15 protein-coding genes are annotated in these 12,368 nt (G+C 67.2%); 3 read left to right on the plus strand and 12 right to left on the minus strand.

What is annotated here, in order from left to right:
* The coding region (locus HV742_RS29435) for an IS3 family transposase (protein ID WP_175121095.1) at window positions 1–77 on the plus strand (77 nt) is incomplete at its 5' end.
* 72 nt (window positions 78–149) lie between these two features.
* Here HV742_RS29435 and HV742_RS29440 read toward each other — a convergent pair.
* Window positions 150–1,106 carry a DMT family transporter gene (locus tag HV742_RS29440; RefSeq protein ID WP_232734932.1) on the minus strand — a complete coding sequence of 319 codons (957 nt, stop codon included), beginning with the start codon at window positions 1,104–1,106 and terminating at the stop codon, window positions 150–152.
* 244 nt (window positions 1,107–1,350) lie between these two features.
* Between HV742_RS29440 and HV742_RS29445 the strand changes: the two genes are divergently transcribed.
* A complete protein-coding gene (locus HV742_RS29445) occupies window positions 1,351–1,821 on the plus strand; it encodes an Lrp/AsnC family transcriptional regulator (RefSeq protein ID WP_054416331.1) in 471 nt (156 codons plus the stop codon).
* A gap of 13 nt (window positions 1,822–1,834) precedes the next feature.
* On the opposite strand, the gene HV742_RS29450 is transcribed toward HV742_RS29445, so the two are convergent.
* Window positions 1,835–2,644: an alpha/beta fold hydrolase gene (locus HV742_RS29450; protein WP_049071321.1), complete on the minus strand. Its 810-nt coding sequence runs from the start codon at window positions 2,642–2,644 to the stop codon at window positions 1,835–1,837.
* Window positions 2,645–2,785: 141 nt separating this feature from the next.
* On the opposite strand from HV742_RS29450, the gene HV742_RS29455 reads away from it, so the two are divergent.
* Window positions 2,786–3,283: a YbaK/EbsC family protein gene (locus tag HV742_RS29455; RefSeq protein ID WP_049071322.1), complete on the plus strand. Its 498-nt coding sequence runs from the start codon at window positions 2,786–2,788 to the stop codon at window positions 3,281–3,283.
* Window positions 3,284–3,337: 54 nt separating this feature from the next.
* Here the strand turns inward: HV742_RS29455 and HV742_RS29460 are convergent, their stop codons facing one another.
* The 10 genes from HV742_RS29460 to HV742_RS29505 form a co-directional block, all read right to left on the minus strand.
* Window positions 3,338–4,141, minus strand: a complete 804-nt coding sequence (locus HV742_RS29460; protein ID WP_175147078.1) for an ABC transporter ATP-binding protein — start codon at window positions 4,139–4,141, stop codon at window positions 3,338–3,340.
* A complete protein-coding gene (locus tag HV742_RS29465; RefSeq protein WP_175147079.1) occupies window positions 4,138–5,181 on the minus strand; it encodes a FecCD family ABC transporter permease in 1,044 nt (347 codons plus the stop codon). Before HV742_RS29465 ends, HV742_RS29460 begins: the two co-directional genes overlap by 4 nt.
* A complete protein-coding gene (ybgF, locus tag HV742_RS29470; RefSeq protein WP_049071329.1) occupies window positions 5,181–5,873 on the minus strand; it encodes a tol-pal system protein YbgF in 693 nt (230 codons plus the stop codon). The genes HV742_RS29465 and ybgF overlap by 1 nt, the downstream gene beginning before the upstream one ends.
* Window positions 5,874–5,959: 86 nt before the next feature.
* Window positions 5,960–6,460 carry a peptidoglycan-associated lipoprotein Pal gene (gene pal, locus HV742_RS29475; protein WP_006388738.1) on the minus strand — a complete coding sequence of 167 codons (501 nt, stop codon included), beginning with the start codon at window positions 6,458–6,460 and terminating at the stop codon, window positions 5,960–5,962.
* Window positions 6,461–6,491: 31 nt separating this feature from the next.
* Window positions 6,492–7,814 (minus strand): Tol-Pal system beta propeller repeat protein TolB, encoded by a 1,323-nt coding sequence (gene tolB, locus HV742_RS29480; RefSeq protein ID WP_049071331.1) that lies wholly within the window; start codon window positions 7,812–7,814, stop codon window positions 6,492–6,494.
* Window positions 7,815–7,830: 16 nt separating this feature from the next.
* Window positions 7,831–8,946, minus strand: coding sequence for a cell envelope integrity protein TolA (tolA, locus tag HV742_RS29485; RefSeq protein WP_175147080.1), 1,116 nt, complete (start codon window positions 8,944–8,946; stop codon window positions 7,831–7,833).
* A 39-nt stretch (window positions 8,947–8,985) separates the two neighbouring features.
* Entirely contained in the window at window positions 8,986–9,444 is a 459-nt protein-coding gene (locus tag HV742_RS29490; RefSeq protein ID WP_006392914.1) for an ExbD/TolR family protein, read from the minus strand.
* Window positions 9,444–10,124: a protein TolQ gene (tolQ, locus tag HV742_RS29495; RefSeq protein WP_049071335.1), complete on the minus strand. Its 681-nt coding sequence runs from the start codon at window positions 10,122–10,124 to the stop codon at window positions 9,444–9,446. The genes HV742_RS29490 and tolQ overlap by 1 nt, the downstream gene beginning before the upstream one ends.
* A 2-nt stretch (window positions 10,125–10,126) precedes the next feature.
* Entirely contained in the window at window positions 10,127–10,549 is a 423-nt protein-coding gene (ybgC, locus tag HV742_RS29500) for a tol-pal system-associated acyl-CoA thioesterase (protein WP_049071336.1), read from the minus strand.
* A gap of 57 nt (window positions 10,550–10,606) precedes the next feature.
* Entirely contained in the window at window positions 10,607–12,337 is a 1,731-nt protein-coding gene (locus HV742_RS29505) for a proline--tRNA ligase (protein WP_175147081.1), read from the minus strand.
* Between the last annotated feature and the right edge of the window lie 31 nt (window positions 12,338–12,368).

Here is a 12,368-nt window from a genome sequence, read left to right on the forward strand (position 1 = left end):
ACAATCACCACCGCATCAAGCTCAAGCTAAAAGGCCTGAGCCCGGTTCAGTACCGGACCCAGGCCTTCGGACCTTAGCTTTTTACCGTCCAACTTCTTGGGGTCAGTTCATGCGGGCGGCCCTTTTTTCATGTCGGCGCTACGTGTGCTTCATGCCGGCGCGGCGGCCCCGGCCGTCGTCGCCCGCATGCGCGAGGACGCCAGCTTCACGCCCAGCAGGATCATCACGAAGCCGTAGGCATGGAACAGTTGCGGCGCCTCGCCCAGCAGCGGCCAGGCCAGCAGCGCGGCATACACCGGCACGAGGAACATCGACAGGCCCGCCGTGGCGGGACCGGCGCGGCTGATCAACCGGCCGTAGACGTAATACGCGCCCAGGCTCGGCACCACCGCCAGGAACAGCAGCACCGCCGCCAGCCGTGGATCGCTCCAGGGCGGGGTGGCGCCGGTGGCGGCTTCGATGCCGGCGAACGGCGCCAGCGCGATCGCGCCGCCCAGCATCATCGCCGCCAGCCGCGCGCCATCCGGCACCGCCGGCTGCGCCAGGCGCTTCTGCAGCACCGTATAGAGCGCCCAGCCGGTGGCGGCCAGCAGCACCCACAGGTCGCCCTGGCCGAACGCCAGCCGCGCTAGCGCCCAGGCGTCGCCGCGCGTCAGCACCACCAGCACGCCGCCCAGCGCCAGCGCCAGCCCGGCGGCGCGCAGGGGCGAAAGGGGCTTGCGCCAGATGACTGCCTCCAGCAGCGCCACCAGGATCGGGCTGCATGAGAAGATCAGGGCGATGTTGGTGGCGCTGGTGCTTTGGGCGCCGATGTACTGCGGCGCCACCGCCACGCCCATGCCCAGCACCGCCAGCGGCAGCAGCGTGGGCAGGCCGCGCCACAGCGCCCGGCGATGCCGCAGCAAGGTCGGCGCGGCCAGCGGCAACAGGATCAGGAAGGCGATCAGCCAGCGGCCGAAGGCCAGGAAAACGGGGGGAAGGGCGGCGTCGTGGGCCCAGCGGGCGGCCACCATGTTGGAGGCGAAGAGCGCCGGCGCGGCCAGGAGCATGGCGGTGCCGGACAGGCCCAGGCCGGTTCTTGCGGGGACTGCTGCTGCGTGAGACATGATTTCCCGCCGCGCGGATCGGCGCGCGGCACACTGCGGTGGACTACACCGGCGTCAGCGCCGGGTTGTGCCACGGCGCGGGCGCTGGATCCGACGGGCGGGGTAATGCCCGTCTTGATGGAGAGTCTACGGCCGGGTCGGGAAAATAGGTTTCCTGATTCCCGCCAATTTGGCGGTATTGAAGGAATATATATCCTCTAGAATCAGGTTTTACAGGGATAGTCTCTTCTACGGATTTTCCGCCGTGTCCACCCCACCCAAAATCGACGAAACCGACCGCAAGATCCTGCGCGCCCTGCGCGCCGACGGCCGCCTCACCAACCTGAAACTGGCCGAGCAGGTCGGCCTGTCGCCCACGCCCTGCTGGAACCGGGTCAAGGCGCTGGAGGACGCGGGCGTCATCGAGGGCTACGCGGCCCTGTTGAACCAGAAGGCGCTGGGCCTGCCGGACACGGTCATGATCGAGGTCACGCTCGAGCACCACGACGACGACACGCTGGCGCGCTTCGGCGAGGCGATCACCCGCCTGCCGCAAGTGGTGGAAGCGTTCCTGGTGACGGGCGAATACGACTACCTGATCAAGGTCGCGGTGGCCGGCACCGAAGGTTATGAAGAGTTCCTGCGCAAGCGGCTCTACAAGCTGCCCGGTGTGCGGCACAGCCGCTCGACCTTCGTGCTCAAGCGCCTCAAGCACACGCCGTCGGTCGAGCCCTGACGGCGCGCGCCGCTCAACCGCGCAGGAACGATTCGATGGCGCCGTTGAAGGCGCGCGGATTGCCCAGGTTCATGCCGTGCGACGAGCCGGCAATGTCCACCCGCCGCGATTGCGGCAGCCAGCTCTCCAGCGCGTCGAGCACGGCGGGGTAGGGATCGGGGCTCAACGCGCCGCCGATGAGCAGCGTCGGGAGTGTCAGCGAGGCGATCTCCTGCGGACTCAGCGAGGCCGGCGTCTCGCGAGCCTGGCCGAACAGCGTGCCGGCGTTGTCGCGCACCATTTCCTTGAACCAGGGCACCATGCGTTGCCAGGTGTCCGGTCCGGTCACTGTGTCCACGAACAGCGCCAGGCCTTCTTCCACGGCGCCGTCGCGGATGAGTTCGAGCGCCCGCTGGCGAAAGCCGCCCCGGGCGTCGTCGCCGCCAGGCAGCGGCAGGCCGGGGTCGGCCAGCGTCAGGCTGCGCAGTGCGTCGGGGCGGGTCAGCGCGGCTTCCAGGGCCACGCGGCCGCCGCGCGAATGGCCCACCAGATGGGCGGGACCGCCCGCCACCTTGTCGATGAACGCCAGCACGTCGGCGCCGTGCTGCGCCACCGAGAAACCGTCGCCTTCGCCATCCCAGCTTTCGGGCCAATAGCGGCGCAGGCATACCGCCAGCACCCGGAACGAACGGCCCAGCGGCGCCATCTGCGATTTCCAGTAGCGACAGTCCGACAGCGAGCCGTGCACCAGCACCAGGGGCGCCCCTTCGCCGTACTCGGTGTAGGACATGGCATAGCCGCCGATATCGGCGCTTTGCAGGGGCAGGACGGGTTCGGAACGCATCGGGTCGGGGTCGGGAAAGCCAGCCGGGCATTCTAGCCGTTTCACTCCCGCGGCAGCGGCACGCCCGCGTCCGCGGCGGGGGCATTCGCCGGGCTGATAAACTCAATTCCCGATCTTTTTGTCCTGAACGGAGTTCGTCAGATGTCCCTCGCCACCCCCGCCGATCTTCCCGAGTCCGCCCAACGCGTCGCCCGCCTGCTGGCCGAGATGGGCCATGACAAGCCGGTGGTGGTGCTACCGCAGACGGGCAAGACCTCGGCCGAGGCGGCTGCGGGGCTGGGGTGCGAGGTGGCACAGATCGCCAAGTCGATCATCTTCCGCCGGGCCGCCGATGACGCGCCGGTGCTGGTCATCGCCAGCGGTATCAACCGCGTCGATGAGTCCAAGGTCGCCGAGCAGGTCGGCGCGCTGGCCAAGGCCGATGCCAAGTTCGTGCGCGAGATGACCGGTTACGCCATCGGCGGCGTCTGCCCGATCGGTCACGCGGTCAAGCCCGTGATGCTGCTCGACCAGGACCTGTTCCAGTACGACAGCCTGTGGGCGGCGGCGGGGCACCCGCACGCGGTCTTCAACCTGACGCCGCGGCAATTGGCCGCCATGACCGGCGCGCCGGTCGCCGACGTGGCGCAGCGCGCCTAGCGCAGCCTGGAAAGCCCCGCGCCATGGCGCGGGCAGGCGGACGCCGCCGCGGGGTCAGTGCGGATCGGCCTCCAGATCGTCGATCAGCACCTGCAGCCGTCCCCGCGAGCAGGCCTCGACCCGGCCTCGCACGCCATACACGGCGGCCAGCGAGGCCGGCGTGATGACGTCGGCCGGCGCGCCTGCGGCGACCAGCCTGCCGCCATGGATCATCACCGCCCGGTCGGCGTGCTGCAGCGCCACGTTCAGGTCATGCAGCACGATCACCGTGATCAGCCCGTGGTCGGCGGTTTCCTGTTTCAGCAGCCGCATCACATGGAACTGGTAATTCAGGTCCAGCGCCGACAGCGGTTCGTCCAGCAGCAGCACGCGCGGCCGCCGCACCAGCGCCTGCGCCAGCCCCACCAGCTGCTTCTGGCCGCCGGACAGCGCGTCCAGGTAGGACAGCGCCAGATGGCCGATGCCCAGCCTTTCCAGCAGCCGGTCGATCCCGTGCAGGTCCGTCGGCGGACCCTCGGCCTCACTGGCGCGGGCCGCCACCAGCACCGATTCGAACACGCGCAGGTGCACGGCGGCCGGCAGGCTTTGCGGCAGATAGACCAGATGGCGCGCGCGGGTGGCGAAATCCATCCGCGCCAGCTCCAGGTCGTTTAGTCGCGCCTGTCCGGCGCGCACCTTCACCAGTCCCGCCAGCGCCTTGAGCAGCGTCGATTTGCCGCTGCCATTCGGGCCCAGCAGGGCCGTGACCTCGCCAGCGCCCAGGCGCGGCAAGGACAGGTCGTGCAGCACGTCCGTGCCGCCATAGCCGGCGCTGATGCCGTCGATCGCCAGCGCCGGCGCACGCGTGGCGCCCGTCATGGCAGCCTCCGGCGCAGCACCACCGCGACGAAGAATGGAACGCCGATCAGCGAGGTAACGATCCCGACCGGCACGATGACGCCAGGCGCGAGGTTCTTGGACGCCACCGAGGCCAGCGACAGGATGACGCCGCCGACCAACGCGCTGCCCGGCAGGAAAAAGCGGTGATCCTCGCCCACCAGCCGGCGGGCGATATGGGGCGCGATCAGGCCGATGAAACCGATGGTGCCGACGAACGCCACCGCCAGCGCCGACAGCAGGCTGACGCGCGCCAGCGCCGTCACGCGCACACGGCGCACGTCCACGCCGAAACTGGCGGCGCGTTCCTCGCCCAGCCGCAGCGCGGTCAGTTTCCAGGACTGGCGCATGGCCAGCGGCAGCGCCAGCGCGAACGCCAGCCCAAGGGCGGCCACGGTGGTCCAGCTCGAGCGCGCCAGGCTGCCCATGGTCCAGAACACCAGGCTCTGCAGCGCCTCGGCGCTGGCGGTGAACTGCACCAGCGATACCAGCGCGTTGAAGGTGAACACCATGGCGATGCCGAACAGCACCACGCCCGAGGTGTTGATGCCGCCCCGGCGCGCCACGCCGTCCAGCAGCAGGGCCGCCAGCATGGCGAACAGGAAGGCGTTGCCGGCGATCAGCCAGCCGTCGGGGATGCCGGGCAGCCCCAGGTGCAGCACGATAGCCAGCGACGCGCCGAAGGCGGCCGCCGACGACACGCCCAGCGTGAACGGGCTGGCCAGGGGATTGTTCAGGATGGTCTGCATTTCCGCCCCGGCCAGGCCCAGCGCCATGCCGACCAGCGCGGCCATCAGGGCGTAGGGCAGCCGGATGTCCCAGACGATCACGCGCAGCGTCGGATCGGCCGACGCCGGCGCGCTCAGCGTGCGCCACAGCTCGCTCCAACCCAGGCCCGAGGGGCCGAGCGTGAAGTCGAGCAGCAGCCCAATGCAAATCGCCGCCAGCAGCAGGGCGATGAGCCCCGCGCGGCGGCGCAGGATGTGCCGGTAAGCGGCGACCGCGGAAGCGGCTTCCGCCATTACTGCAACAGTTGCAGGCGGCTCTTGGCCGTGTTGGCGGCCGGCGTGGTCGGGTAGTCGCGCACGATGCGCTGCAGCGTGGTCTTGGCGCCGGCGCGGTTGTTCATCTCGATCTGGCTGCCGGCGATGACCAGCAGCGCGTCGGGGGCGCGGGCGTTGTCGGGCGCCTTCTGCACCATGGCGTTCAATTGCTCGATGGCGCCCTTGAAGTCCTTCAGGGCGTAGCGGCTGCTGCCCAGGTAGAACTGGGCGCTGGGCGCCAGTTGGCTGGCGGGGTAGAGCGCGGTGAAGGCGGCCAGCGATTCGGACGCCTCCTTGTACTGACCCTTGCGGAACAGGTCGATGGCGCCGTCGTAGGCGGCCTGCTCCTGCGGGTCGCCGGCCGTGGCGCCCGGCGGGTTGGCGCCGCCTGGCGCGCCGCCCGGCTTATTGGCGCTGGGCTGCTGGCGCGACACCAGTTCGAGCTGGTCGCGCAATTGGGCGATTTCCTGCTGCAGCGCCTGGATCTGGTCGGCCAATTGCAGTTTGGCCCGTTGGCTCTGCTCGTTCTGTTGCTGCACCTGCTGGCGCAAATCCAGGATGGCCTTGCGGGCCTCATCATCGGAGAAAGCGTGGGCGGGCGCCGTCAGGGCGGCCAGCACCAGGCCAGTGGCCGCCATCAGGGGACGCAGGGACAGAACGTTATCGCGCATGAAAATTCCCGGGGGATAAAAGCAAACGTCGGGACGGCCGGTTGACCGTCCCGACGCGTGGTGGGGCACTTAACTATACGGAAAGCTTAGCGCTGATAAACGATATCGGCGCGGCGGTTTTCCGCAAAGTCGGCTTCCGACGAGCCAGTCGCCTTCGGCTTTTCTTTGCCGAAGCTGATGGTTTCGATCTGGTTGTCGCTGACGCCCAGCAGGGTCATCATGCGACGCACGGCGTCGGCACGGCGCTGGCCCAGGGCCAGGTTGTATTCGGCGCCGCCGCGTTCGTCGGTGTTGCCTTCGATCTTGATTTTCTGCTGCTGGTGCGAGGCCAGGTAACGGGCGTGGGTTTCCACCAAGCCGCGGTACTGGTCGGACACCGTGTAGCTGTCGAAGTCAAAGTATACCGAGCGCTGTTGCGCCAGGATGCTTTGGGGGTTGAAGGGATCAAGGATCTGGCCGGAGGCCGAGGATCCTTGGCCAGCGCCTCCGCCCTGACCCGCTTTATCGTCGAGAGGGACGGAGCTGCAAGCTGCCAGGGTGGCGGCCAGAGCGGCGATGGTTAGGCTTTTGGCAATGCGCGACTTCATGATAGTTCCTTTGCAAAGAGAGTCACACGTGTTATCGGGTAAATGGGCCCCAAGTCGGTTCACGTATTTCCCCGTTCAGTACCGAAAGCGTCTGCCGTACGCGACCATCGCTCGAAACACCTGCAAGCACGCTACGTCCGTTTTGGATCGCGGCGTAGAGGACTTGCATGCCGTTCGGCGCGAAGCTTGGCGACTGATCGTCACGACCATCGGTCAACAAGTTCTCCGAGCCGGAGGACAGGTTCAACGATGCGATACGGAACGCGCCATCGCGTCTGGCAACGTACAGCAGCGTCGATCCATCGGGGGAAATTCGGGGTGAGATGTTGTAACCACCATTAAACGTGAGGCGGCGAGCATCGCCACCGTCCAGGCCGGTTTGGTAAATCTGCGGCCCGCCGCTGCGGTCACTGGTAAAGATAATGGAACGGCCGTCCGGCGTAAAGCTCGGCTCGGTGTCAATCCCGGGAGAACGCGTAACTCGCTTCATATTCGAGCCGCCGGCCGCGCTAACGATGTAAATTTGCGACAGACCGTCACGCGTCAGGGCCACGGCGAGCTGGGTGCCGTCGGGCGACCAGCCGGGGGCGCTGTTGTTGCCCTTGAAGTTGGCGACCGGCACGCGGGCGCTGGTGGCCAGGGTGTGCACGTACACCACCGGCTTGCCGGATTCGAAGCTCACATATGCCAGCTTGGAGCCATCGGGCGACCAGGACGGCGAAATGATCGGCTCGCGCGAGCGCAGGGCGACCTGCGGATTCTGGCCATCGGCGTCCGCCACCTGCAGTTCATAGGTGGCGCCTTGCTTGAGCACGTAGGCGATGCGGGTCGAGAACACGCCGCGCACGCCGGTGATCTTTTCATAGATGCGGTCGGCGATCTGGTGGGCGACGCGGCGCAGTTCCTGCTCGGTGCCGGAGAATGCGACGCCATCCAGCTGGCCCTTCTTGACCGTGTCCGCCAGGCGGTAGCGCACGTCGTAGCGGCCGTCGTTGCCGCGCACGATGCTGCCATAGGCGATGAAGTCGGCGCCCTTGGCGCGCCAGTCGTCATGGGCGATGGGCGAATCGACGTTCAGGCCAGACCCGGCGGCGTTGATGAGGCGGAACTGGCCGGTACGGGTCAGGTCGGCGCGGATCACGTCGGCCAGGGCGCGGCCATGGGTGTCGTCCACCGCGAAATCGGCGATGGCGACGGGATATTGGGTGGCGCCGGTGCCGGAGATATCGACACGCAGCTGGGCCTGGGCGGGCTTGATGGCCATCAGGCAGGCAAGCGCCAGCAGCAACAGGCCGAATCCATACGATCGCCAGAGAACGAGGGGGGAAGCTCGTCGGCTATGGGCGGGAGTCATAATCAGCAATCTCCTGTCAATCATACATTCTGTACACAACGTCAATGATGGGCTCGTAGCGGCCGGTCGAAGGCTTGGGGAAGGGGTTGCAACGGCGGATGCCGGTCTCGACCGCGCGGTCGAAGCCCGGGTTGCCGGAAGAACTGGTCAACGTGACCCCGTTAACCTTCCCGTCAGAACCTAACTGTACCCGGTATTGGGCCGTCGGATTGTCCGATCCGCTGCGCGGCGGCGGCGGGTAGGCCACGCCGGGCTGCACGCAGGCGCGCACCTTGGCGCCATAGCCGCTGTCGCGCCCGCCACCGGCCTGGTTGCGGTCGGCGGTGCCGCCGGGGATGCCGGCCGCGCCCAGGGCGTCGTTGCGGAACGCATCCTTGAGGGCCTTGTCGGCGGCGGCCTTCTTGGCGGCCTCTTCCTTGGCCTTCTTTTCGGCCGCGGCCTTTTCAGCGGCGGCTTTCTCGGCTGCCGCCTTTTCCGCCGCGGCCTTGTCGGCGGCAGCCTTGTCAGCGGCAGCCTTTTTGGCGGCGTCTTCCTTGGCCTTCTTCTCGGCGGCCGCCTTCTCGGCAGCGGCCTTCTCGGCAGCGGCCTTTTCCGCCGCCGCCTTGTCGGCCGCGGCTTTCTCGGCCGCCTGGCGTTCCTGTTCGAGGCGCTTCTTTTCCTTCAGTTCGGCCTGCTTGCGCTCTTCTTCCAGGCGCGCCTTCTCCTTGGCCGCTTCGGCGGCCTGGCGGGCCTTTTCTTCCTGCTCGCGCTTTTTCTTGGCTTCCTGCAGGGCGATCTCAGGGTCGACTTCGTCGGGCTTGGGCTGGACCTGGGCTTCCGGCTTGGGCGGCGGCGGAGGAGGAGGAGGCTCGGGCTTCTTTTCCGGTTCCGGCTCGGGTTGCGGCTTGGGCTGGGGCTGGGGCTTGGGAGGCTCGGGCTGGGGTTGCGGCGGGGGCGAGACGGGCGAATTGCCGTCGGCCCACAGTTGCACTTCCACCGGGCCGGGGTTTTCGGTGCGCCAGTTCAGGTTGAAGATCAACACGGCCAGCAGCAGCGCGTGCACCAGCAACGCCAGGATCAGGGCGATCCGGTTGTCGTTGTTGGGCGGCGTGGCCGGGGGGCCGCTGTGGTGTCGAATGATGGGTGGCGTCATGAGCGTTGCAAGCCGGCGGCGCCGGCGGAGGGCGTCGCGTTAGCGTTTCTTCGCGGGAGCGGGCTGGTTGCCGCCGGCGGACTGGTCCACCAGCAGGCCCAGGCGGGTGATGCCATTGGTACGCAGCTCGTCCATGACCTTCACGACCGTCTCGTAGGGCACCTTGCCGTCGGCCGCGATCACCACCGGGGTTTCCGCGGTGATGCGCGAACGCACCTGCGCCACCAGTTCGGGGCGGGCGATGTCCTGCAGGGTGGCGCCCGGTTCGCGCATGCGCAGCGCGATCTTGCCGTCTTCCGAAATCTGGACTTCAAGCGGCTTGACCGGGACATCGGACGCCGCGCCCACCGAGGGCAACTGGATCAGGCCCGGCGTGATCAGCGGCGCGGTCACCATGAAGATGACCAGCAGCACCAGCATCACGTCGATGTAGGGCACCACGTTGATGTCGGCCTTCATGCGGCGGCCGGATCTGCCGCGCGAGCTTACCGAGGGCATTAGCGCACCTGCCGTTGCAGAATGTTCAGGAACTCATCGACGAAACTGTCGAAGCGGATCGAGATGCGGTCGATGTCGTTGGTGAAGCGGTTGTAGGCGACCACCGCGGGAATGGCGGCGAACAGGCCGATGGCGGTGGCGATCAGCGCTTCGGCGATGCCCGGAGCCACCGAGGCCAGCGTGGCCTGCTGCATGTTCGACAGGCCGATGAAGGCGTGCATGATGCCCCAGACCGTGCCCAGCAGGCCGATGTAGGGCGAAACGGAGCCGGCCGAAGCCAGGAAGTTCAGGTGCGATTCCAGCGCATCCATTTCGCGCTGGTAGGCGGCGCGCATGGCGCGGCGCGGGCCGTCGAGCAGGGCGGTGGCGTCCGTGCTGGCGCTGCCGCGGCGGGCTTTCAGGAATTCGGTCATGCCGGCGTCGAAGATGCGGGCCAGGGCGCCTTGCTCGTCGCGGCGCGAGGCCACGGCCTGCTGCAGCATGGACAGGTCGCCGCCCGACCAGAAATCATCCTCGAAGCGGCGGGTCTGGGCGTGGGCGCGCTTGATGGCCAGCCGCTTGGCGAAGATGTAGGTCCAGGACATGATCGAGATGCCCAGGAGCATCAGCATGATCAGCTGGACCGGCACGCTGGCGTGCGAAATCAACGAAAGCAACGACATGTCGTTGGTGGCTTGCATGGTTATTCCTGAATTGATTCCAGTTTGGCGCGGACGTCGGCCGGCAGTTCCACCGGCCGCATGTTGACGGCATCGACGCAGCAGACTTGGATATTGCCTTCGGCAAGCAGTTCCCCGTCCCGTTCTGCGCGCTGCGCGAAGTGTATCGAAGCGCGGCCCAGTCGTGTGACCCGGCTGCGTATGGTAAGCAAATCGTCCAGTCTGGCCGGCTTGCGATAGGACATGTCCAGCGAGCGGACGACGAACAGCCGTTGCTCGCTGGCGGCCAGGCCGGATTGGTTGACTCCCAGGTCGCGCAGCCACTCGGTGCGGGCGCGTTCCAGGAATTTCAAGTAGTTGGCGTAGAAAACCACCCCGCCCGCGTCCGTGTCTTCATAGTAGACACGGACCTGCAGGCGGGATTCGGGGGACTTCGGATCGGTCACGATGCGGGTTTCGATGATGCGGGTCGGGACGCGAAAAGTCCGTAGTTGCTATAAGGTTTACAGCGTGTCGAGTTTCGTCAGCACGGCTTCAAGCGCGGACTCTACCGGAATCTTGGCCGCTTCGGTTTCCCGACGGGCCTGCAATTCCACCACACCGTCGTTCAGACCGCGTTCTCCAACTGTTACACGGAGCGGCGCGCCGATCAATTCCCACTCGGCGAACATCACGCCGGGGCGGGCATCGCGGTCGTCCAGGATGACGTCCACGCCGCGCGCCAGCAGCGATTCGTACAGCTTCAAGGAGGTGTTACGCACGGTTTCGCTTTTGCCCCAGCCCACCGGGCAGATCACCACTTCGAACGGCGCGATGGCGCGCGGCCAGATGATGCCGCGGTCGTCGTGGTTCTGTTCGATGGCCGCGCCGACGATCCGGGTGATGCCGATGCCGTAGCAGCCCATCTCCAGGACGGCCGGCTTGCCGGTCTCGTCCAGGAAGGTGGCCTTGAGGGCTTCGGAGTACTTTTTACCCAGGTAGAAAACGTGTCCGACCTCGATGCCGCGCTGGATCGACAGCGTGCCCTTGCCGTCCGGCGAGGGGTCGCCGGCCACCACGTTGCGCAGGTCGGCCACTTGCTCGGGCTCGGGCAGGTCGCGGCCCCAGTTCACCCCCTGGATGTGGAAGTCTTCGCGGTTGGCGCCGCAGACGAAATCGGCCATGTTGGCCACGGTGCGGTCGGCGATGACGTGCACCGGGCGCGCGGTGCGCACCGGGCCCAGGTAGCCGGGCTTGCAGCCGAAATGTTCGACGATTTCGCTTTCGGTGGCGAAGCGGAAGCCTGCCAGGCCGGGCAGCTTGCTGGCCTTGATCTCGTTCAGTTCGTGGTCGCCGCGCAGCAGCAGCAGCCAGATATCGACCTTGCCCTTGTCGCCGTCGGTGGCCAGGACGATCGACTTCACCGTGCGTTCCAGCGGCAGGTCCAACAGGCGGGCCACGTCTTCGCACTTGGCGGCGCCCGGGGTGGCCACGTCGGCCATGGGCTGGGTGGCCGCGCCGCGTTCGGCGTACAGGCTGGGGGCCTCGGCCAGCTCGATGTTGGCGGCGTAGTCGGAATCGGCGTTGTAGACCAGCAGGTCTTCGCCGGTGTCGGCGATCACCTGGAATTCATGACTGCGGGTGCCGCCGATGGAGCCCGTGTCGGCCGCCACGGCGCGGAATTCCAGGCCCAGGCGGCCGAAGATGCGCATGTAGGCGGCGTACATGGTGTCGTAGCTCTTCTGGGCGCCGGCTTCGTCGCGGTCGAAGGAGTAGGCGTCCTTCATGGTGAATTCACGGCCGCGCATCAGGCCGAAGCGGGGGCGGCGCTCGTCCCGGAACTTGGTCTGGATGTGATAGAAATTCAGCGGCAGCTGACGATAGCTGTGGATCTCGTTGCGGGCGATGTCGGTGATCACCTCTTCCGAGGTCGGCTGCAGCACGAAATCGCGCTGGTGCCGGTCCTTGATGCGCAGGAGTTCCGCGCCGTATTGCTCCCAGCGGCCCGATTCCATCCAGAGCTCGGCCGGCTGGACCACCGGCATCAGCAGCTCGATCGCGCCCGAGGTGTTCATTTCCTCGCGGACGATGGCCTCGACCTTGCGGATGATCTTCAGGCCCAGGGGCATGTAGGTGTAGATGCCGCCCGCGAGCTTGCGGATCATGCCGGCCCGGGTCATCAGCTGGTGGCTGGCGACTTCGGCTTCGGAAGGGGCTTCTTTGAGGGTGTTGATGTGGTAGTTGGATGCGCGCATGTTTAAAGGTGGCAGCAGATACGTATAATCG

The sequence above is a fragment of the Achromobacter ruhlandii genome (assembly GCF_902859695.1).
GTDB classification, from domain to species: domain Bacteria; phylum Pseudomonadota; class Gammaproteobacteria; order Burkholderiales; family Burkholderiaceae_B; genus Achromobacter; species Achromobacter ruhlandii.

What these genes read in the sequence shown, in the direction of transcription:
- HV742_RS29440 (WP_232734932.1), bottom strand. Translation starts at nt 1,106, where the DNA reads ATGTCTCACGCAGCAGCAGTCCCCGCAAGAACCGGCCTGGGCCTGTCC.
- HV742_RS29450 (WP_049071321.1), bottom strand. Translation starts at nt 2,644, where the DNA reads ATGCGTTCCGAACCCGTCCTGCCCCTGCAAAGCGCCGATATCGGCGGC.
- HV742_RS29455 (WP_049071322.1), top strand. Translation starts at nt 2,786, where the DNA reads ATGTCCCTCGCCACCCCCGCCGATCTTCCCGAGTCCGCCCAACGCGTC.
- HV742_RS29460 (WP_175147078.1), bottom strand. Translation starts at nt 4,141, where the DNA reads ATGACGGGCGCCACGCGTGCGCCGGCGCTGGCGATCGACGGCATCAGC.
- HV742_RS29465 (WP_175147079.1), bottom strand. Translation starts at nt 5,181, where the DNA reads ATGGCGGAAGCCGCTTCCGCGGTCGCCGCTTACCGGCACATCCTGCGC.
- ybgF (WP_049071329.1), bottom strand. Translation starts at nt 5,873, where the DNA reads ATGCGCGATAACGTTCTGTCCCTGCGTCCCCTGATGGCGGCCACTGGC.
- pal (WP_006388738.1), bottom strand. Translation starts at nt 6,460, where the DNA reads ATGAAGTCGCGCATTGCCAAAAGCCTAACCATCGCCGCTCTGGCCGCC.
- tolB (WP_049071331.1), bottom strand. Translation starts at nt 7,814, where the DNA reads ATGACTCCCGCCCATAGCCGACGAGCTTCCCCCCTCGTTCTCTGGCGA.
- tolA (WP_175147080.1), bottom strand. Translation starts at nt 8,946, where the DNA reads ATGACGCCACCCATCATTCGACACCACAGCGGCCCCCCGGCCACGCCG.
- HV742_RS29490 (WP_006392914.1), bottom strand. Translation starts at nt 9,444, where the DNA reads ATGCCCTCGGTAAGCTCGCGCGGCAGATCCGGCCGCCGCATGAAGGCC.
- tolQ (WP_049071335.1), bottom strand. Translation starts at nt 10,124, where the DNA reads ATGCAAGCCACCAACGACATGTCGTTGCTTTCGTTGATTTCGCACGCC.
- HV742_RS29505 (WP_175147081.1), bottom strand. Translation starts at nt 12,337, where the DNA reads ATGCGCGCATCCAACTACCACATCAACACCCTCAAAGAAGCCCCTTCC.